This is a genomic window from Ruegeria sp. CDSC042 (assembly GCF_059610745.1).
This window is the reverse complement of record NZ_JBXWOF010000006.1, coordinates 152,207-172,927: the sequence shown is the minus strand read 5'-3', so window position 1 is coordinate 172,927 and position 20,721 is coordinate 152,207. Positions and strand designations below refer to the sequence as shown.

Below are 20,721 nucleotides of genomic sequence, written 5' to 3'. Positions count from 1 at the left end.
AGGCAGTGATGAGCGATACGATTCTTGTAGAAAATCACGGGAACTGGGTCGAGATTACATTGAACCGTCCGGACAAGCTGAATTCGTTCAACGAAGACATGCATCATGCGCTTCAGGCTGCCTTGAATTCCGCGCGCGATACAGGCGCGCGGGCAGTGCTGCTGACGGGCGCCGGGCGTGGCTTTTGTGCCGGCCAGGACCTTGGCGACCGCAATCCGTCAAATATGGACGGGCCGCCGGATCTGGGCAAAACCGTCCGCAGTTTCTATGCCCCCCTCGTGCGTCTGATCCGGTCGTTGGACTGCCCTGTCATCTGCGCCGTGAATGGCGTCGCTGCCGGCGCCGGGGCCAATCTGGCACTGGCCTGCGACATGGTTCTGGCAGCGGAAAGCGCGAAATTCATCCAGAGCTTTTCCAAGGTCGGCCTGATCCCAGACACTGGCGGCAGCTGGCACCTGCCCCGCCTTTTGGGCGAGGCGCGCGCCAAAGGGCTGGCCTTTACCGCACGGCCGCTGCCCGCCAAACAGGCCGAAGACTGGGGCCTGATCTGGAAAGCCATACCCGACGATCAGCTATTGGCAGAGGCTCGTACGCTGGCTGATCAACTGGCCAATGGCCCGACCCTTGGGTTGGGCAAGACCAAACACTGTATCCAAGCAGCGGCGACGACCTCTTTGTCCGATCATCTGGAGTTCGAGGCTGATGCGATGAAAATCTGCGGCGAAAGCGCGGATTATGCCGAGGGCGTGTCCAGCTTTCTTGAAAAGCGCGCGCCCAATTTTCAGGGTAAATGACGATGACACCAAAGGAACGTGCCAGCAAATCAGCCGCTGCGATGTGGGCGAGTGACGAAGCCAGCAAATGGTTTGGCATGGAGCTTGTCGAGGTGGACGAAGGCTGCGCAGTTCTGGCGCTGACCGTCGTTGCGCATCACTGTAATGGGCACGGCATGTGCCATGGCGGCGTGACCCATGCCCTGGCCGACAGCGCCTTCGCCTTTGCCTGCAACAGCCGTAATCACGCGACCGTTGGCCAGCACACGATGATGAGCTATCTCGCCCCCGGCAAGCTGGGGGATCGCCTGACGGCCACCGCGACCGAGGTCTCGGTTACGGGCCGCAGCGGCATCTATGACGTGCGCGTCACCAATCAAGACAGCAACGTGGTCGCCGAATTCCGCGGCATGTCCCGCGCGATTGGTGGCACGAATTTTCAAGAATAGCTTCGCGATCGAAGGAGTAACGCGATGGAGGACCTGTCCCCTAACAAAGCTGACCTGGACCCGATCGAGATCGCCTCGGTTGACGAAATCCGCGCCACCCAGTTGGAGCGTCTGAAATGGTCCCTGCGTCACGCTTACGAAAACGTGCCGATATACACCCAGCGCTTCGACGATGCCGGCGTGCATCCAGATGACCTGCAACAGTTATCTGACCTTTCGAAATTTCCATTCACCTACAAGAACGACCTGCGTGACAACTACCCGTTCGGCATGTTCGCCGTGCCGCGCAGCCAACTGGTTCGGCTGCATGCCTCATCCGGGACAACCGGCAAGCCAACCGTTGTGGGCTATACCAAAGGCGATATCGACAACTGGGCCGATCTGGGTGCTCGGTCGCTGCGGGCCGCAGGTCTGCGCAAGGGCGATATCGTGCATAACGCTTATGGCTATGGCCTGTTCACCGGGGGTCTGGGCGCGCATTACGGCATCGAACGTCTAGAGGCGACCGTCGTTCCGATGGGTGGCGGGCAAACCGAAAAGCAGGTTGGACTGATCACAGATTTTCAACCCGATGGGATCATGGTGACCCCATCCTACATGCTCAACATCCTCGAACAATTCCATAAGGTGGGCCTTGATCCGCGCGAAAGCTCTCTGAAGGTTGGTATCTTCGGCGCCGAGCCCTGGACCGACGCGATGCGCTCGGAAATCGAGGCTGCATTCGACATGCATGCGGTCGACATCTATGGCCTGTCGGAGATCATGGGGCCCGGCGTTGCCAGCGAATGCGTCGAAACCAAGGATGGCCCAGTGATCTGGGAAGATCACTTTCTGCCAGAAATCATCGACCCCGCCACCGGCGAAGTACTGCCCGACGGTGAAACTGGTGAGCTGGTCTTTACCACCCTGACCAAAGAAGGGCTGCCGATGATCCGCTATCGCACGCGCGATCTTACCTGCCTGCTGCCCGGAACGGCCCGTTCCATGCGTCGCATGGCCAAGATCACCGGCCGCAGCGACGACATGATGATCCTGCGCGGCGTCAATGTCTTTCCCAGCCAAATCGAGGAACAGGTCATGGCGACCGGAGGCCTTGCGCCTTATTACCAGGTCGAGCTGTATAAATCCGGCCGGATGGATGCCATGCGGGTCTTTGTCGAAGCCTCTCCGGGATCTACCGATGAAATGTCCAAGACGGCGGCCGCCCGGATGCTGACCAAACGCATCAAGGACATCGTTGGAGTTTCAACAGAAATTGTTGTAGGTGAGCCGGGCGACGTCGAACGCTCTCAGGGCAAGGCGAAGCGCGTCATCGACAACCGCGATAAGGATTAAGCCTTGGCCCGGACAATCGCAAAAGACCACGACCAAAAGCGGGAACAAATCCTGAAAACGGCAGCCAAAGTGTTTGCCGACCAGGGGTTTGATCGCGCTTCGATGACCCTTTTGGCCAATGAGTGCGGAATCTCCAAGGCGAACATCTACCACTATTACGACAGCAAGGATGCCATCCTGTATGACATCCTCGAAACCTATCTGCGTGAGCTGCGCGATCGCATCTGCGAGGTTGATCTGACGGGCCTGACGCCCGAAGAAAGGCTGCGAAAGACCGTGCGTGAAATCCTGTTCGCCTATCAGGGCGCGGATGATGAACATCGGGTGCAGATCAGCGGCATGAACGCCCTGAGCGACGATCAGCAAAAGCTGTTGCGCGGGTATCAGTTGGATCTGGTGAATGTCGTGCGGGACATATTGAAAGACCTGTCCCCGGAGTCGTTCGGCGATGACAAGGACAAGCTGCGCGGCGCCACGATGTCAGTTTTTGGCATGCTGAACTGGTATTACATGTGGAACTCCGGCGCGGGCACCAAAGCACGTGAGGATTACGCTGATTTGGTCAGCACCCTAACGCTCCACGGAATACGCAAACTCTAGACCCAGGACGGGCCGCTTCGCAGGACAGTTGCCTGACAGAATAATTTAGGCTCACCCCCCAACTCCGATCCATACCATTGGGTCAGAAATTAGGGGGATAAGCCTGCTTTCAATCTGTTACAGCTGGATGCGGAAGGCCGCAAAACCATCTGCGCCCTCACCGACATCCTCGATCGAAACACCTTTGACGTCACTCATATAGTCACGCGCCTTCGGGCCTGTTTCGAACAGGACCGTGGTGCCGTCCAGCGGCGCAAACGACCAGTTGGCATCTGCTTTGGGGTCAATCGTGCCCTGTTCGACGATATAGCGGACAATCACGTCGCGGTTGGTGTCCGGCGCCTCGAACACAACCGTGTCGCCCATCGCGCCGGGGAAAGATCCGCCACCAGACGCTCGGTAATTGTTGGTGGCGATAATGAACTCCATGTCATCCGTGACCGGAGAACCATTGAAGGCAAGGTCCACGATCCGGGCCGCGCCAGGGTTGATCTCTTCACCCTTGGGTCCAAACCGCGATGGCTGGGACAGGTCGATCTGATAGGTGACGCCGTCCATCACGTCGAAATTATAAGACGGAAACTCTGGGTTCAGCAGGACCGCGTCGCTTGCGCCCGGTTCGACCTGATTAAACATTCCGGCAGACCGCTCCAGCCAACCTCGGACCTGCGCTCCGTTCACCCGTACGGCGCGCACGGTGTTGGGATAAAGGTAAAGGTCGGCCACGTTTTTGATGGCAACGTCACCCACCGGGACATCGGTGTAATACTCCGGGCCACCACGACCGCCGGCCTTGAAAGGCGCCGCGGCTGACAATATTGGCAGGCCTTCATGTTCCGTGCCCTTCATCATCTCTTGGACGTACCATTTCTGCGCTATCGACACGATCTGTACAGATGGATCATCCGCTACCAGCGCAAAATAGCTGTGCAGCGGGGCCGACGTCTTGCCGACCGCACGGCGCACATAGGCTAGTGTTTCGTCGTGATCTTTCGCGACCGAGGCCAGCACGGCCTGATCATCCTCGACCAGCGCCGTGATCGAGCGATCTTCGTTGCGAACCGAAATCGGGCGCGCCTCAGACGTTGTGGTCACCACACGCCACTCGTTCCCATCGCGCTCCAGCAGCAGGTCCAGAAGGCCAAGATGTGATCCCCAGAACCCACCCATGACGGCGGGTTTGCCCATCAACGTCCCTTTTACAACGTCAATACCGGGACGGTCGGCAAATGTCTCGGACGGGAAAACAAGGTGGTTGTGACCGGTCACCAGCGCGTCAATCCCGTCAACGCCAGCCAGCACAACCGAGGCGTTTTCCATACCATCGGAATGGTCGGCATCGCCAATCCCCGAATGCGAAAGCGCGATGATCAAGTCGCAACCCTGCTCTTTCATCTCAGGCACATAGGCTTGCGCTGTCTCGACAATGTCGCGGGCCTGCACGTTGCCTTCGAGATGCTTGCGGTCCCAGTTCATGACTTGCGGCGGCGTAAACCCAATGACGCCGACCTTGATCGGGTGTTTGCTGCCATCGCCCATTTCAATCTCGCGGTCGAGAATCGCATAGGGTTTGACCAGCGTTTTATCCTCACGCGGGTTTGCCCCCTGTTCCTTTGCGACGTTGGCCAGAACAACCGGGAAATCCGCGCCAGCAAGCGCCTTTTCCAAAAAGTCCAAACCGTAGTTGAATTCGTGATTGCCCAATGTGGCGGCGTCATAACCGACTGTGTTGAAGGCGGTGATAATCGGGTGGCTGTCGCCCTCTTTCATCCCCCGCTCATAGGCGATGTAATCGCCCATTGGGTTGCCCTGCAGAAAGTCTCCGTTATCGACCAGCAGAGAATTCGTCGCCTCGGACCGGATGCCGTTGATGATCGAAGCGGTGCGGGACAGGCCTACCGTGTCGCGAGGCTTGTCGGCGTAATAATCGTAAGGGAAGACATGCACATGAATGTCCGTCGTCTCCATTATCCGTAAATGCGCCTGATTATTGGCAGCCGCCGCAGAAAAAGGATGAAGTGTAATGGCCGCGGCGCTGGCGGTAGTGGTCGCAAGGAACTGACGGCGGGACATCAAGCTGGGGTTGGAAAATGGCATGTGACACCTTTCATTTTCGTTTGTCGACGCGACTTGTGCAGGCCCTGCGAAACAGTGGTGTGACACTGGCTGGCAGGTCCTGCCACGCGTCGAACTGGGCATGAACCAAGTCAGTTTGCCCACAAGTTTCAGGGCGCGTAAAGCAATCCCGGGGTCTCAATTCGATTTTTGTAAAATCTTGCCAATGCCCAAAGCCGCGTTCAGGCAATCAATCGGGCAACGCTTTCGGCTGTATCCAGCTAAGGATCGGCGATGAAAGGTCCAAGGCTGTCGCTGAACTGTTCTATGAATTCCAGCGTGACCAGCGATGGTTGCTTCAAAACCGGTCGCACCAGCGACAGCGTATGAGGCAGAAATGGCCTGAAAGGCCGATAGCTCAACCCCCTGTTCTGATATTGTACTGCGTCCAGTTCGCTAACAACAGACACCCCAACGCCCTTCACCACCAATTCGCAAGCGGCCGTGAATTGCCGAACCTCGATATGCGAGTTCAGTTCGACATTCGAGTTTTGAAATGCACGCGACAGGCGCGCGAAAAAGTCGCTGTCGCGCCGGGTGTGGATGATCTTCTGATCGGCAATATCTGCCGGTGTCACGGTCGAAAGGTCTTCCAGCGCATGGCCTGCGGGAAAGACGCAAACTGTGCGGATATCAATATGGGTGCTTTCGACAGCCGGGTGGCCATTAAACCCATCTGTGATTCCGAAATCATATTGCTCGCCGATCATCCACTCCAGGATGCGCTCGGGCCTATCCGGCTCTATCGTCATGGTGACGCCAGGCCGGTCGCTCAGAAATCCGGCAACAACATCTGGTAAGTGACTGGTGGCGAAGCCAGGAAGGCAGGCGACGCGAATATGCCCGGCTTTGCGTTGCGTGATGTCCTGACTGACATCCGAAATCTGCCGCATCAGTTCCAGCACGCGCTCTACGCTGGGTTGCAGATAGCGAACTTCCTGCGTTGGGACCAATCGACCTTCGCGGCGGTCGAACAGTTGAAACCCAAGCGATTTTTCCAAGTCTGAAAGCAACCTGCTGACCGCAGGCTGGCTGACCCCCAGATCGGATGCGGCAGCCGTGACCGAGCCATTAACGGTCACCGCCATAAGTGCCTCAAGCTGCCTAATTCTCAGGGTTTGGCTCATGGAGCGTCCTGTTTTTGCTGCAAACCTCGGTCAGTTCATAACATCGTATTATATTTTTTGCCAGAAAATCAGGCTTGAATTATATTTCTGTAACGTTAACGTCGTGAAATCGTCATGTGTGCCGATTACGCGTAGCGCTCGGTATTCAACGAAGCATCGCCTTTGATGCATGGGAGGAATCATGAAAACGAAATTGCTTGGCGCTCTTGCCGTATCAACAGCCTTGTCGCCGATCGCGGCAATGGCGCAAACCGAAGTTCAGTTCTGGCATGCCTTTACCGGCCGCCTGGGTGAGCTTGTGAAAGCTCAGGTTGAAGAATTCAACGCCAGCCAGGATGAATATGTCGTGGTTGAAAGCCACAAGGGCAACTATTCGGAAACCCTGAATGCAGGCATCGCCGCCTTCCGCGCCGGTGAACAACCGCAGATCCTGATGGTATTCGAAGTTGGCACCGCAACTATGATGTCGGCCCAGGGCGCGATCAAACCGGTCTATGAGGTAATGGCCGAAAGCGGTGCGTCATTTGATCCGGACGCTTATATCGGTTCTGTCAAAGGGTATTATACGACCACGGATGGCGACATGCTATCTCTGCCCTTCAACTCGTCCACGCCGGTTCTATGGGTCAACCGCAACGCCTTCGAAGCGGCGGGCGTTGATCCCGACACCGATCTGTCGACCTGGGAAAAGGTCGGGGACACGCTGGATCAGCTTAAGGCCGGTGGTGAAGATTGCCCGTTGGTCACTGCATGGCAAAGCTGGATTCATCTTGAGAACCTGTCAGCCTATCACGACGTCCCCTTCGCATCGCAGGATAACGGCTTTGCCGGTCTGGATACCGAGCTGATGCTGAACGGCCCGGCCCAGGTTGCGCACCTGACCGCGATGGGTGACTGGGCCAAGGACGGCAAATTCATCTACACGGGCCGCCGCAACGAAGGTGGCGCGAACTTCCGGTCCGGCGAATGCGCCCTGTTCACCGAAAGCTCGGCAGGATACGCTGGGATCAAAGCCGAAGCCGAGTTTGATTTCGACGTGCGTCCGCTGCCCTATTGGGAAGCTGTCACGGCCGAGCCGCAGAACACCATCATCGGTGGTGCCTCACTGTGGGTCATGGAAGGTCATGAGGCCGATGAATACAAAGGCGTCGGCGAATTCCTCAGCTTCCTGTCCTCGTCTGACGTTCAGGCAGCCTGGCACCAGAACACCGGCTATCTGCCCATCACCACCGAGGCGGGCGAAGCGACCCGAGCGTCTGGTTTCTATGACGAAAACCCAGGCACCGACATCGCCGTCATCCAGATGACCGCGAAAGAGCCGACGGCAAACTCGAAAGGTCTGCGTCTGGGATCATTCGACCAGATCCGTGGCATCATCGACGAAGAGCTTGAGGCCATCTGGGCCGGTGAAAAGACCGCCCAAGAGGCGATGGACAGTGCGAAGGAACGCGGCGACGCGCTGCTGCGCCGGTTCGAATCCGCCAATCAATAAGTCGTAATCTGATGCGGGCCTCGTTGGGCCCGCATTCTACTCTGGTGGGCCAATAGAATGGAAAAACGCGTCATTTTTCGCGGCTGGCTGCTGCCGCTTGCGCTGATCGCCCCGCAGGTCATCATTTCCGCCGTCTTCTTTTTCTATCCTGCTGGTCAGGCCGTTTGGCAATCGTTGTTCATTCCCGACCCGTTCGGGTTGTCTTCTCAGTTCGTGGGCTTGGGCAATTTCGAATTCCTGCTGAGCGATAAATACTACCGCGCCTCATTCGTGACGACGGCGGTGTTTTCTACGCTTGTGACCCTATGCTCGATGATCCCGGCCTTGTTCCTGGCAGTCATCGCAGATCGACTGATCAAGGGCTCGGGCGTGTATCGGACCTTGTTGATCTGGCCCTACGCCGTTGCCCCAGCGGTGGCGGGTGTGCTGTGGCTGTTCATGTTCAACACCCGCGTTGGTGTGGTCGCATGGTATCTTGGCCAGCTCGGCTATGACTGGAACCACGTCCTGAACGATGCCGAAGCCATGGGGCTGGTCGTTGTCGCCTCGGCCTGGGGACGCATCAGCTATAACTTTCTGTTCTTCTTTGCGGCGCTGCAATCCGTGCCCCGCTCGGTCATCGAAGCAGCGGCGATTGATGGGGCCCATTTTTGGCGCCGGTTCTTTACCATCGTACTGCCGCTTTTGTCGCCGACCGCGTTCTTCCTGCTGGTCGTGAACATTGTCTATGCCTTCTTTGAAACTTTCGGCGTGATCCACACGATCACCGGAGGGGGTCCGCAACAAGCCACAACCATCCTGGTCTACAAAGTCTTTTCCGATGGGTTTGTGGGCCAAGATCTGGGGTCGTCTTCGGCCCAGTCGGTCATCCTGCTGGTGGTTGTCGGCCTGCTGACAGTGATCCAGTTCAAATATGTTGAGAAGAGGGTGCATTACTGATGGCGGCCCAACAACATGGTATGGTCGAGAAACGTGGCGCGGGCCTGTGGCTGACCCATGCGTTTATGATCCTTGGCGTTCTGATCATCTTCTTCCCGATCTGGCTGGCCTTTGTAGCCTCGACCGTTACTCAGGCCGATATCATCTCGCCCCCGATGCCGGTTGTGCCAGGTGATCAGTTCTGGGTGAATTACAAGGCGGCCCTGTTTTCCGGCGTGAACGTCCCGGTCGCAACGATGCTGTTCAACAGCCTGGTGATGGCGATTGGCATTGCCGTGGGCAAGATCGTCATCTCGCTGCTGTCAGCCTTTGCCATCGTCTATTTCCGCTTTCCCGGGAGAAACACGTTTTTCTGGCTGATCTTCCTGACCCTGATGCTGCCGGTTGAGGTGCGGATTGTCCCGACCTTCGAGGTGGTGGCCGGGTTTGGTATGCTCAACAGTTATTCGGGGCTGATCTTTCCGCTGATCGCCTCGGCCACGGCCACGTTCCTGTTCCGCCAGTTCTTTCTGACCATCCCGGACGAACTGGCCGAGGCCGCGCGGGTGGATGGCGCCCGCCCCATGCGGTTCTTTATTGATATCGTGATCCCGATGAGCCGAACCAACATCGCGGCCCTGTTCGTGATCCTGTTCATCTATGGGTGGAACCAATATCTCTGGCCGCTGCTGATCACGACCGACCCCGAAATGAACACCATCGTGATGGGCATCAAACAGATGTTCCCCTCGGGCGATGATTTTGCCCATTGGCCGACGATCATGGCAACCTCGATCCTGGCAATGATCCCACCGGTCCTTGTGGTGGTGTCGATGCAAAAGCTTTTTGTTCGCGGCCTTGTCGATAGCGAGAAATAAGAAATGGCAACAGTATCTCTTGAGAACGTCAAAAAGAGCTTTGGCCCGACGGACGTCATTCATGGCATCGACGTCGATATCGCGGATGGCGAGTTTATCGTGATCGTGGGTCCCTCGGGCTGCGGCAAATCCACTTTGCTGCGGATGGTGGCCGGGCTTGAGACTGTGACATCCGGCGAAATCCGGATTGGCAAAGAGCGCGCCAATGACAAGGAGCCGATGGACCGGGACATTGCGATGGTGTTCCAGAACTATGCTCTGTACCCCCATATGTCGGTACGCCAGAACATGGGCTATGGTCTGAAAATCGCCGGATTGCCCAAGGCTCAGATTGACCAGAAGGTGACCGAGGCCGCTAAGCTGTTGCAGCTTGAGCCGCTGCTTGATCGCAAGCCCCGTCAGCTTTCAGGCGGTCAACGCCAAAGGGTTGCCATGGGCCGCGCTATTGTCCGTGAACCTGCCGTGTTCCTGTTTGATGAGCCGCTCTCAAACCTGGATGCAAAGCTGCGTGTCCAAATGCGTCTGGAAATCCGCGAACTGCAAGAAAAGCTGGGTATCACCTCGCTATACGTGACCCATGATCAGGTCGAGGCCATGACCATGGCCGACAGAATGATCGTGATGAACGGTGGTGTTGCCGAGCAAATCGGCACCCCGCTTGAGGTCTATGAGACGCCGCGGACGCTGTTCGCTGCGCAATTCATCGGCAGCCCGGCGATGAATACCTTTGATGCAGAGCGCCAGGGCGGAAAGATCAGGATCAACGATACCGAGATTGGCCCATCAGGCGGGCCCGATGGCCCGTTCAAATTGGGCATACGACCAGAGCATCTGTTCCTTGATGAAAACGGGCCCTTCGATGTCATAGTTCAGATAGCCGAACCGCTGGGGGCGAATACTTTGTTGCACGGTCAGGTGTCAGGCTCTGGCGCGGCAATCACGATCAGCCTTCCGGGTGTTCATCCGATCGAAGGCCGTCCTCCCAATATGCGTTTTTCTGTTGCGCCAGAGCATATGCATCTGTTTGACCCTACCTCTGGCATAAGGCTCGAGGGCTGATGCCTTTCCCTCAGGTCGAGGCGTTTCGCGGCGGTAAAAACCTGATCCGTGTAGTAGGGCACCGGGGGGCACGCGGCGTCCTGCCCGAAAACAGCATGATCGGTTTCGATTTTACGCTGTCCATCGGGGTTCCACTTCTTGAGTTTGACGTGGTGCTGACGGCGGATGATGTGCCTGTCATAACCCATAACCATCGGCTGCACGCGCCGACCTTTCGGGATGCCAGCGGTCAGTTTTTGACCGGAAAAGAACCCAAAGTCTCGTCCCTGTCCTTCGACCAGATTCAACAGTTCGAAATCGGGCGCTTGGACGGACACTCGGATTATGGTCGACGGTTCCCCGATCAGGCCCAACTGGTCGGCGTTCGCGTGCCAAAGCTGCAGGTCCTGCTGGATCTGATCAATCGGCCGGAATACGGCGAAGCCAATCTGATGCTCGAACTGAAATCTGATCCGGATCTGGCCCATGACACGGCCTATCTGGACCGCTTTGTCGAACGCGTGGTACAGCAGGTTCGGGCCGCTGGCCTATCCGATCGCGTGTTGCTGCACAGCTTCGACTGGACCCTGTTGGAAGTTTGTCAGCGGCAGGCACCTGACATGCCGTCATCTTACCTGACGCAGCTTCCCGAAAATGCCGATGACGTTGGCGAGGATTCCTCCAAGGCCGTTTGTCCGGACTTTCGAGGCCAAAGCGAAAAAATCCCGCAAATGGTCAAGCAAGCGGGCGGCGCGCTTTGGTGTCCGTATTTCGCAGATGTGATATCTGAGGACGTCGCGCTTGCCAAAGAACTTGGGCTTTGCGTAGCCGTATGGACGGTCAATGAACCGGCGGATATCAGCAGGATGATTGATCTGGGCGTTGATGCCATCGTCTCGGACTATCCTGGACGGGTTCAAAGGCATCTGTCGGATTTGGGCATGAGATGGGTGTGATCCAGCCGCGATTTCCGACACGATCGCCATCGCTAATGACGGGACCATTCAGGATCACATCGCCTCGCTGTCGGGTTAGTCTATAGCTGGGCCGCGCGGTTGTTGCTGCACTACGTGCGCGAGGATTCGAACGCCGCCCATGCTTGTTCAAAGGCTTCAAAATCGAACTCTGACGCGCGTGCTGGGCCAAGAATAAGCTTTTCGGTTTCAAGCAATTTGCGGATCGCCTGTTCCAGGCTGTCCACCACTTCGGGCGGGATCACCAAAGCGCCGTGCCGGTCCGCATGCACCAGGTCCCCGTCCTTGATCGAGAGGCTGAAGATGGTCACCGGGGTGCCCACCTCTTTGACATGCACGAACCCGTGGCTTGGACCGACCGAGCCCGACACAACCGGAAACCCATCCGGCAAATCGCCCAGATCCCGCATCACGCCGTTGGTCAACGCACCGCTGATGCCAAACCCTTTGTGGACCGTGGTATTGATCTCACCCCAATAAGCACCGATGCAGTCCGGGAAATCCAGATCTTCGACAACCGTGACAGCCGGGCCTGTGCCCGTTGCCATGTGCCGGTAGTAATCCATCCGGCGCTGACGGATCACTTCGGGAGGGTCTTCGGGAGGGTTCACCGCCGCTATCTTTGCCGTTCTGGCATAACCGACCATTGCCCCCGCATCGGGATCCGAGCACAGCATTGTGCCCCGCGTGAAATTGTCGAACCCACGCTTGCCTTGCGCCACTTCTATCGCATTGCAAACGGTGGGGGTATCGACGGATTTCAAAAGGTCCAGCAAGGGTTTTTTCATAGTGCCTCCAGCCAACGGCACAGAGCCGCTGTCGTCCGTTCGGGTTGTTCAAGTGTAGGCAAATGCCCCGCCTGTTCGATGACCTCGAACCAGCTGTTGGGCAGAAGTTCATGCATCAAGGCGTGTCGCGAAACCGGGCACAGAGCATCATCTTTCCCGCACAGGACCAGGGCCTGTCCGGGATAACCGCGCAAGGTATCGCTTTGGTCGGGGCGATCTCGCAATGCTTTGGACTGGTTGATAAAAACATCCGGTCCAAGACCCAAGGCCATATCCATGCACAGGTTCAGAATTGCCTCGCGGTTCGGGCCATCGGTCAGGTAGTTTGGTTTCATCTCCTCGGCCATGACCCGGCCCAAGCCCCCACTGGACACAGAAGCGATTTGTGGACCACGCCTGGCTTTGACGTCATCCCGTTCGGCCAAGTGGTTGGTATCCATCAGCGCCACGCTGACGACGCGCTGCGGTTGCTGCCGGATTATTTCCATCGCAACGATGCCACCCATGGACAGACCCGCAAGGACAAAGCGCGGGGGCGCATAAGACAACACTTCGGCGGCCAAAGCCTGCACCGTGTCATGCCCCCCAATCGGCGCGTAGAGGACAGGATTGCTGCTCGAAAGCGTCGCGATCTGCGGGGCAAAAAGTCGGGCATCGCACATCATGCCGGGCAACATAACAAGTGGTTTCATGCGACCAATGCAGCCCCGTCGGCCAGAGATCCAAGCTTGGCAAAGGCGATATCGGGATCAACCGCACCAAATCCGGCAAAAGTGCCAAATCCGCAATCCGAGCCCGCGATCACTCTTTCGCGGCCGACAATATTCGAAAACCGTTCAATACGTTGGGCGACCAGTTCCGGATGTTCGACAAAATTTGTCGTGGTGTCGACAACGCCAGGTACAAGCACTTTGTCCTCAGGTATTTCGGCTTTGCGGTCACGGAACACCGTCCATTCATGCGCATGACGGGGGTTCGAGGTTTCGAACAGGACATAGCGGGATTTGGTCGACATCAGCGTGCCGAACACTTTGTCCATTCCAATGTCGCAACAATGCGGTCCTTCGTAATTGCCCCAGCAAATATGGACGCGCACCTTGTCAGCGGGAACGTCCTGCAATGCGTGGTTCAGGGCCTCAACATGCAAATTGGCGACTTTGACAAATTCTTCGTCCGAAAGGTCAGAGAACAGCATATGGCGAGACAGGGCCAGGTCGGGGCAATCCAGCTGTAGATCCAGACCGGCCCCCACAATGGTTTCGTACTCTTGCTTCATCGCATCGGCGAGTGCAGCCAGATAGGCTTCACGTGTGGGGTAGAAATCATTTTGCAGAAACAGCGAGATGACACCCGGGCTGGCCGCGTTCATAAAACCACGCTCGACACCATGCGCGGCCATGGCGGCCTTGAGGTTGTCGATGTCTTTTTGCAGTTCACCTTGCCCTTTTGACCGCACCTCACCCACACACATAGGGCGCGCATATTGTGGCGTACCGCCATCATCAGCCAGGCGTTTCAGGAAGCCGGGAAACATCTTCAGATCCGCTGGCGCGTTGCGCGGGCTGTCCCCGTCAAAGCCGGTATAGCGGTCTTTGACATAGGTGGCGTATGAGATCTTCGACGTCTCGCCATCTGATACGATATCGACCCCGGCTTCGACCTGTTTGCGCACTGTCTCGGACACGGCCGAGGTCATACAGGCATCAAACGCAGCCGCGTCAAATGGCTCTGCACGCTCGCGCGCAAAGATGAAATCCACGACCTCCTGACTACGCGGAAGGCTCCCTACATGTGTGGTTGAAATGCGGGTCATTCCTTCTTCTCCCTCTGCAAATCTAATCTGCGCCGCCCGGAAGGCAGCGCAGTTTGTTTCATGCACCTGTCCAAGTTGTACCGGCCGGATCTTCGGTTGCGGTAACGCGATAGAGCCCCGCGTCACCGGTCATCGAAGGCGTGACGCCATAGCTTTCGCCGGGCAGAACCAATGCGGTATCCCCATTTGTCAGGGTTGTTTCGACATCCTCAATCGTAATCCGCCAGTGGCCACTGGCTGGCATCAAGACTACAGGCTTTTCGGCTTTGACCGGATCAGATACGCACGAGCCGCGACCAAGGAAATCAACCTCGAAACCCGGCTTGTCCTTGATTAGGCCGTTTTCACCGATCACAACGGCAGGCTTGTTTGATGACAGCGCCATCAAATCCCAATAGCGGGCCACGTAATTGCCAATCACATTTTCGACGGGGACCTCGGGATAGGCTTTCAACTGCTCTTCAGTCAGCAAGGGCATGGGCTGTACGTTATGCGGCAGCGTTTCCCCTTTTTTGCTGTCGTAAAGAACCCCATTGTTTCCCAGCATCAAGCCATGGGCCTGCGCATCCTGAATAACCTGTGGCGCCCAGGTGACCCCGCCCCCGGCATCGTCACCACCAAGGACCGCCATGATCATCCCATAGTCCTGCCCCACATTTTCAAACCCGCGGAAGATACCGGTCGGGATGTTGAAGATGTCTCCTTCTTCGGCAATGAACTCACCAGCCGATCCGTATCTGCCCCAGAAGAACCGCCAACGGCCTTTGGCGACAAAGAACACTTCGGCCGTGGTGTGGCTATGCAGAGAGTTCCGGCATCTCGGCGGTTGGCCTGCGGCACCGATGTTGAAACCGATCTTGTCGGTGATGTGGACATGCTGGTCGGGGCTTTCAGATACGCCCCCGCCGACGATGGTGAAGTTTTCCTTTTGATCTGAACCCGGTGTATGGGCGTCGATGAACGCGGTTTTACAGGGTTTCAATTCGCCATAACGGACGATGCGGCTTTGGATGGTACTCATTTCTGTCTTCCTTTTGGTTGGAGTTTGCTGCGGTCAAACTCCGAAACCAGGCGGGCGGTTGTTCAGTCGCCGGGCACGCAGGCTGGCCCGGTGGGCGTGAAAACGCCGCAGGGCCTGCCCAGCCTCCAGATTTGAGAGACGATGCGACATTTACAGATCACCGGTTTTCAAAAGGATCTGTTTCCAGACCGACGTTTCATCAAACAGAGTGTACTCACGGCGCAGGCCCCAGGGGCCGAATTCGGCGTGGCTAATACCCAGCACAAAGACCTCGGCCCCCGTCGGCGTGCCGAACACACCCCATCCATCATGCTTGCCATGCAGCGACCAGCGGATCGCGGCGCGGGGCGGCATCATTGGGTCGTCGCGACCAATCTGATGTTGAATTTTGAACTCGGCATTCGGGAAAGAGGCGCGAAGCCCCATCCAAAAGCGATCGACCGGAGCCCAGCTGTGACCAGTCGTGCCGCGCGGATATTCCGATTGCACGGCGCGGTCATACTCGGCACTGATCACGCTCAGGTCTGCAGACATGACCCGGTTCAGAATGTCGGCGTATTTCTGACCCCATTCATTGTCATTACCACGCCCTTTGTAAGGTCCAGGCTGATCATTCGCCGGCGTGTAAGGCTGGGCGCAAGCCTCTGGGCCGCCTTCGCGGGCGATCAGATCGCGGGCATATTCTTTTGGGTCCCAACCCATCTGTTGGACAATCGCACCCTGGTCGCGGATCAGCCATTCATCGTTGATCTGGTTGTTGATGGCGTGACAGTCAGCAAGGATACGGTAGACCAGCTTTTTCCCGGTAGCCTTCCCATAGACACCGTCGCCCTGATGGGTCGCAGTCGACAAAAGCCTGTGCGAGGACAGCATGCCATCTTCCGGTGTGCCGGACCAAATCACATCCTCACCCAGCAATGTGCGGTCGGGGAACTCGGCAAGCGTTGCCATGGTAGCGGCAATGACGCCCCGGTTGCCAACGACAACTGAACCCGGGGATCGAACCACTATATCGGGCGCATAGTAATGGTGCAGCGTGGCAATGCCCCGATCTTCCCAGATTTCTTTTGTGATCCCAATAATATAGTCAGGAAAATCTTTGAATTTCGGGTCAAATCCCTTCATGTCTTCCATCCTTCAGGTATACGTGCAGAACCGCGAACAATCAGCGGTCCATCTATTTCCAATCGGTGCGGACCAACATCGGGCCCTTCGATTTTGCTCAGCAAAATGTCCACGGTTTCGGCAACCATGCGGTTAGCAGGCTGTCGTACGGTGGTCAGGCTATAGGTTGGCCAGGCGGCCACAGCCACGTCGTCGTATCCGACAACCGAAACATCTTCGGGAATCCTTAGGCCCAACTCGAATCTGAGGGTGTCCATCACTGCAATAGCCATGTGGTCATTGGCCACAAAAACGGCGTCGGGCGGGTCCGAGGCAAACATCTCCAACGTTGCCGCCCGCGACTGTTCGCTGGTGAAGTTACCAACGCCGCGCGCATGCAGTTCCGCCCCCGCATCATGCAAGGCGGCCCTGAAACCTGCTTCGCGGTCGCGCTGGGTCGACGCGCCTTCCCACCCGGCGATGTACCCGATCTTTTTATGCCCCCCGGCCAAAAGGAATTCGGCAGCCTTGCGCCCACCCGCGATATTGTCCGAGGTGACCGCCGACATGGCCGGGTCGTCCTGAACCCGGTTAAACAGCACCATCGGCACACCGGCAGCCAGACAACGATCCGACAGATCCGACGACAAAGCCACCGAAGCCGCGATAATCCCGTCAACCTGAAAATCCAGTATTTCTTCGATCACGTTGTCTATGTTGCCGGCCTGATGCGACGCCATGAAGACCAGCACGTGGTAGCCGCGCTCTTGCAACTTGTTTGTCAGCTTTTCCAACGCTTCAGGATAGAACTGATTGTTCAGATAGGCGACCACAAGTCCAATGATCCGGCTTTTGCCCGAGACCACCGCACGGGCCAGAAAATTTGGCCGATATCCCAGTTCATCCGCTGCCTTGCGCACTTTCGCGACCGTTTTTTGCGAGGCCGATGCACCAGGCGTAAAGACCCGGCTAACGGCAGATTGGCTGACCCCGGCCAGCCGGGCAACGTCCAACGATGTAACTTTCTGAGTAACCATCAGTCTGCCGTCCAGCCTCCGTCCACCAACATTGCTGTTCCTGTAACCAAAGCCGACGCCTCTGATGCCAGGTACACTACCGCGCCCATAATATCCTCAATCTCTCCCGGGCGGCCCAGCTTGATCTTGTCCAAAATCCAGGCCCGTTTGGTCGGGTCCTCGAATGTAGGCCGGGACAAATCCGTCAGGATGAAAGTCGGGCAAATCGTGTTGACACGGATCTTTGCGGGCCCGAATTCCAGCGCCATCGCCTTGGTAAAGCCCTCGACCGCAAACTTGGAGGCGCAATAGACCGCGCGTTCCTGCCCGCCGACATGGCCCATCTGGCTTGAGATATTTATCAGCGATCCGGGACTCCCGGCCTCAAGCAACCCTTTGGCAACGGCTTGGGTTAGGAAATAGGCCCCCCGGACATTGACGTTCATGACCGAGTCAAAATCTTCGGGCACCGTTTCGACCGCCTTGCTATGACGTGCAAACCCTGCCGAGTTCAAAAGGATGTCAAACGGTCCGTTTTCGGCGACAGCCGCGGCAGTTCCTGCGACATCGGTGACATCCATCTCAAGCACCTTGGCAGACCATCCCTTGGTAGTCATCTGATCGGCTATCTCTTGTAACGCACTTGCGCGGCGCGCCGCCAATGTGACCTCGGCCCCATGCTCTGCCAGCGCTACGGCGCAGGCCAGACCTATGCCCGACGATGCCCCGGCGACTAGCGCACGTTTGCCGCCTAGACTGAAACTGGGGGTGCTGGGAAAATTGAGCATATCAGACCTCGCCGACTGGGTATGGAATTTCACCTGCGACACGCGCTTTGTTGAATTCGCGCAGGCGGGCAAAGACATCTACGCCCAGTTGCCGGTACACGTCCAGCAGGTCGACCAACACCCAGTTCTCCCGGATCAGGCCATCTTCCAATCGCCAGAAATCCAACGATCTCATAGTGATGCGCTGGCCAGAAGGGGCGATACCCATCCAGCCGTCATGAGTGATGGTCTGGATCATGTCCGGCCAGCCGGTAACAGCTGCATAATCACCGTCACCAAAGAAATGAAAGGTGATCTCGTCGGCGTATTTGCCTCGGTCCGGCATGCCACCCAGGAAAGGGATCTGGTGCCAGTTGCGAAACCCTGCAATGCCGCGCCCGGTGCCGATCCCGGCGGGCCCGTACCAGTTCATGCGCGGATGCCAGAACCTTTCCATCTCCATCACTTCGGGGCCACCCTGACTGGGATGCTTTTCCAGATGCTCAAGCATGGAAACGATATGCTCGCAGGAGGCCTTCGATTTTGCCTCATCCCAGGGGCCCCGCACGATACCGTCCAGCGTCGCCGGGCCGGGAATACAGATCTCCTGCCCCAAAGACGGGGCCATCGGCCAGGCCTTCGCCTGCATCATCACTTCGGGAATGTCCCAGAGTGCCTGGATTTCGACAACTTTGCGATTTTCGAAGCGGTAGAATTCGTGGAACCGCATATGGGTCAGATGCCCGGTCGGCGAGATGTCCAACCAAGGGGCGACGAAGGTGCCTACGTAGTGGCCGCCACAGCAGACCCAATCATCACCATGTTGCGTCGGCCCGCCCATCACAATCCAATCCCGGCGTTCCAGATCGGGCATGGATTTCAAAAGCGGTGTGTAGCAGGCATCATAGAGTTCCTGCGGCCCGGTCAGGTCGCCGAATGGATGGGGCATGTGGATGACGGCATCGGGCGCAATCACCGCCTGCAGTGCAGCTCGGACGCCGGTTTCGTCAAAGTTATACATGGCTTCGCGCAATGGCGCGATCAGGGCCTTATGGGTAGAATGTGTGTCCATTGCGAAATCTCGCATTGTTTTCTCTGCTTTTCTTTCAAAACCCATGGCGCCCGGGCAAACTCCAAGCGCAAGTTCTGCAGCAATGACCTCACTCTTATGAGGACGCGTCTGCAGCCTCGCGATAAGCCGCACCTTCGCCGTAAGGTACGTTGATACCCCCATAACGCCGGACGCGAATATTGCATTGCTCGGCATGGCCGACAAAGCCTTCCAGCATACACAGGCGTGAGCCGAATTCGCCGATCATTGCCGCAGCCTCGTCGGTAACAACCTTCTGGTAGCTGTGAGTTTTCATGAACTTGCCGACCCACAAACCGCCGGTATAACGTCCAGCCTTTTTGGTCGGCAGCGTGTGGTTCGTGCCGATCACCTTGTCACCGTTTGCAACATTGGTCCGCGCCCCAAGAAACAGCGCGCCATAGCTGGTCATGTTTTCCAGGAACCAGTCGTCACGGTCGGTCATCACCTGCACATGTTCAGAGGCGATATCATCGGCAACTTGCAGCATTTCGTCATAAGTGTCGCAGACAATGACTTCCCCATACTCCTCCCAGCTGACTTTTGCGGTTCCGGCGGTAGGCAGGATACCGAGGATACGGTCGATCTCGCTCAGCGTTTCTTCGGCCAGCTTGCGCGAGTTGGTGACCAGAACACACGGGCTGTTGTAGCCATGCTCGGCCTGCCCCAACAAGTCGGTCGCACAAAGTTCGGCATCGGCAGCGGTTTCGTCGGCAATGACCATGGTCTCGGTCGGGCCCGCAAAAAGGTCGATGCCAACGCGACCAAAGAGCTGCCGTTTGGCTTCTGCCACAAAGGCGTTCCCGGGGCCGACCAGCATGTGGACCGGATCAATGGTTTCCGTACCGATCGCCATGGCACCAATCGCTTGGATACCACCCATGACATAGATCTCATGCGCCCCACCCAGATACATGGCAGCGATCACGGCCGCATTGGGCTTGCCCTGAAACGGCGGCGTGCAGGCGATGATGCGAGGCACACCCGCGACTTTAGCGGTCGCAACCGACATATGCGCCGACGCAACCATCGGGAATTTACCGCCAGGAACATAACAGCCAACAGACTGCACCGGGATGTTCTTGTGGCCGAGGATGACGCCCGGCAAGGTTTCAACCTCGATATCCAGCATTGAGTCGCGCTGCGCCTGGGCGAAGTTTATCACCTGTTTCTGAGCGAACTTGATGTCGGCCAGCTCGCGTTCGGTCAATGAGGCGATCAGCTCGTCGATCTGTTCCTGGCTCAGGCGGAAGCTTTCCGGCGAGTAATTGTCAAACTTTTCCGACAGATCACGCACTGCCGCATCACCGCGGGTTTCGATGTCTTTCAGAGTCGTTTCAACGACAGCGCGGGTTTTGGCGTCATCTTCGGCCCGGTCGGCCTCGGGTTTGCCGCTTTTCAGATATTCGATAGCCATTGTCCT

20 protein-coding genes are annotated in these 20,721 nt (G+C 57.3%); 9 read left to right on the top strand and 11 right to left on the bottom strand.

The genetic code is table 11. From position 1 onward, the window contains the following. Nucleotides 1-8 precede the first annotated feature (8 nt). Genes paaG through AC2FHX_RS13950 form a run of 4 tightly spaced genes read left to right on the top strand, consistent with a single transcriptional unit; the run spans nucleotide 9 to nucleotide 3,157 of the window. The gene (gene paaG / locus AC2FHX_RS13965; RefSeq protein WP_496702188.1) at nucleotides 9-794 is read left to right on the top strand and encodes a 2-(1,2-epoxy-1,2-dihydrophenyl)acetyl-CoA isomerase PaaG; all 786 of its coding nucleotides are present in this window, start codon (nucleotides 9-11) and stop codon (nucleotides 792-794) included. Between the two features lie 2 nt (nucleotides 795-796). Further along, on the top strand, nucleotides 797-1,222 hold the full coding sequence (gene paaI / locus AC2FHX_RS13960) for a hydroxyphenylacetyl-CoA thioesterase PaaI (protein ID WP_142639944.1): 426 nt from the start codon (nucleotides 797-799) through the stop codon (nucleotides 1,220-1,222). Nucleotides 1,223-1,246: 24 nt separating this feature from the next. Further along, entirely contained in the window at nucleotides 1,247-2,557 is a 1,311-nt protein-coding gene (paaK, locus tag AC2FHX_RS13955) for a phenylacetate--CoA ligase PaaK (RefSeq protein WP_142639891.1), read from the top strand. A gap of 3 nt (nucleotides 2,558-2,560) precedes the next feature. Continuing rightward, nucleotides 2,561-3,157 carry a TetR/AcrR family transcriptional regulator gene (locus tag AC2FHX_RS13950; RefSeq protein ID WP_496691524.1) on the top strand — a complete coding sequence of 199 codons (597 nt, stop codon included), beginning with the start codon at nucleotides 2,561-2,563 and terminating at the stop codon, nucleotides 3,155-3,157. 117 nt (nucleotides 3,158-3,274) lie between these two features. On the opposite strand, the gene AC2FHX_RS13945 is transcribed toward AC2FHX_RS13950, so the two are convergent. Both AC2FHX_RS13945 and AC2FHX_RS13940 read right to left on the bottom strand, forming a co-directional pair. After that, nucleotides 3,275-5,254 (bottom strand): bifunctional 2',3'-cyclic-nucleotide 2'-phosphodiesterase/3'-nucleotidase, encoded by a 1,980-nt coding sequence (locus AC2FHX_RS13945; protein ID WP_496702191.1) that lies wholly within the window; start codon nucleotides 5,252-5,254, stop codon nucleotides 3,275-3,277. A 239-nt stretch (nucleotides 5,255-5,493) separates the two neighbouring features. Continuing rightward, nucleotides 5,494-6,399 (bottom strand): LysR substrate-binding domain-containing protein, encoded by a 906-nt coding sequence (locus AC2FHX_RS13940; RefSeq protein WP_496691522.1) that lies wholly within the window; start codon nucleotides 6,397-6,399, stop codon nucleotides 5,494-5,496. Nucleotides 6,400-6,580: 181 nt separating this feature from the next. Here AC2FHX_RS13940 and ugpB point away from each other — a divergent pair, with 181 nt between their 5' ends. Genes ugpB through AC2FHX_RS13915 form a run of 5 tightly spaced genes read left to right on the top strand, consistent with a single transcriptional unit; the run spans nucleotide 6,581 to nucleotide 11,681 of the window. Then, a complete protein-coding gene (gene ugpB / locus AC2FHX_RS13935) occupies nucleotides 6,581-7,891 on the top strand; it encodes a sn-glycerol-3-phosphate ABC transporter substrate-binding protein UgpB (protein WP_281972851.1) in 1,311 nt (436 codons plus the stop codon). A 57-nt stretch (nucleotides 7,892-7,948) separates the two neighbouring features. Then, entirely contained in the window at nucleotides 7,949-8,830 is an 882-nt protein-coding gene (ugpA, locus tag AC2FHX_RS13930; RefSeq protein ID WP_142639899.1) for a sn-glycerol-3-phosphate ABC transporter permease UgpA, read from the top strand. A 20-nt stretch (nucleotides 8,831-8,850) separates the two neighbouring features. Then, the gene (gene ugpE, locus AC2FHX_RS13925; RefSeq protein ID WP_496702423.1) at nucleotides 8,851-9,687 is read left to right on the top strand and encodes a sn-glycerol-3-phosphate ABC transporter permease UgpE; all 837 of its coding nucleotides are present in this window, start codon (nucleotides 8,851-8,853) and stop codon (nucleotides 9,685-9,687) included. 3 nt (nucleotides 9,688-9,690) lie between these two features. Further along, nucleotides 9,691-10,746 (top strand): sn-glycerol-3-phosphate ABC transporter ATP-binding protein UgpC, encoded by a 1,056-nt coding sequence (gene ugpC, locus AC2FHX_RS13920; protein WP_496702194.1) that lies wholly within the window; start codon nucleotides 9,691-9,693, stop codon nucleotides 10,744-10,746. Beyond that, a complete protein-coding gene (locus tag AC2FHX_RS13915; RefSeq protein WP_496702198.1) occupies nucleotides 10,746-11,681 on the top strand; it encodes a glycerophosphodiester phosphodiesterase family protein in 936 nt (311 codons plus the stop codon). The genes ugpC and AC2FHX_RS13915 overlap by 1 nt, the downstream gene beginning before the upstream one ends. Before the next feature lie 110 nt (nucleotides 11,682-11,791). Here AC2FHX_RS13915 and AC2FHX_RS13910 read toward each other — a convergent pair whose 3' ends face one another. The 9 genes from AC2FHX_RS13910 to hisD form a co-directional block, all read right to left on the bottom strand. After that, a complete protein-coding gene (locus AC2FHX_RS13910; protein ID WP_496702200.1) occupies nucleotides 11,792-12,487 on the bottom strand; it encodes an RraA family protein in 696 nt (231 codons plus the stop codon). Further along, on the bottom strand, nucleotides 12,484-13,179 hold the full coding sequence (locus tag AC2FHX_RS13905) for an alpha/beta fold hydrolase (RefSeq protein WP_496702201.1): 696 nt from the start codon (nucleotides 13,177-13,179) through the stop codon (nucleotides 12,484-12,486). Before AC2FHX_RS13905 ends, AC2FHX_RS13910 begins: the two co-directional genes overlap by 4 nt. Then, entirely contained in the window at nucleotides 13,176-14,300 is a 1,125-nt protein-coding gene (locus AC2FHX_RS13900; RefSeq protein WP_496702203.1) for a cobalamin-independent methionine synthase II family protein, read from the bottom strand. The genes AC2FHX_RS13905 and AC2FHX_RS13900 overlap by 4 nt, the downstream gene beginning before the upstream one ends. Nucleotides 14,301-14,358: 58 nt before the next feature. Next, nucleotides 14,359-15,321, bottom strand: coding sequence for a cupin domain-containing protein (locus AC2FHX_RS13895; RefSeq protein ID WP_496698278.1), 963 nt, complete (start codon nucleotides 15,319-15,321; stop codon nucleotides 14,359-14,361). Nucleotides 15,322-15,471: 150 nt separating this feature from the next. Then, nucleotides 15,472-16,446, bottom strand: a complete 975-nt coding sequence (locus tag AC2FHX_RS13890) for a nuclear transport factor 2 family protein (protein ID WP_496702205.1) — start codon at nucleotides 16,444-16,446, stop codon at nucleotides 15,472-15,474. Beyond that, nucleotides 16,443-17,462 carry a LacI family DNA-binding transcriptional regulator gene (locus AC2FHX_RS13885; protein WP_142639914.1) on the bottom strand — a complete coding sequence of 340 codons (1,020 nt, stop codon included), beginning with the start codon at nucleotides 17,460-17,462 and terminating at the stop codon, nucleotides 16,443-16,445. Before AC2FHX_RS13885 ends, AC2FHX_RS13890 begins: the two co-directional genes overlap by 4 nt. Next, nucleotides 17,462-18,229, bottom strand: coding sequence for an SDR family NAD(P)-dependent oxidoreductase (locus AC2FHX_RS13880; protein ID WP_496702207.1), 768 nt, complete (start codon nucleotides 18,227-18,229; stop codon nucleotides 17,462-17,464). Before AC2FHX_RS13880 ends, AC2FHX_RS13885 begins: the two co-directional genes overlap by 1 nt. 1 nt (nucleotide 18,230) lies before the next feature. Next, nucleotides 18,231-19,295: an ester cyclase gene (locus AC2FHX_RS13875; protein ID WP_496702209.1), complete on the bottom strand. Its 1,065-nt coding sequence runs from the start codon at nucleotides 19,293-19,295 to the stop codon at nucleotides 18,231-18,233. Nucleotides 19,296-19,374: 79 nt separating this feature from the next. Next, on the bottom strand, nucleotides 19,375-20,715 hold the full coding sequence (gene hisD / locus AC2FHX_RS13870; RefSeq protein WP_496702211.1) for a histidinol dehydrogenase: 1,341 nt from the start codon (nucleotides 20,713-20,715) through the stop codon (nucleotides 19,375-19,377). Nucleotides 20,716-20,721 lie beyond the last annotated feature (6 nt).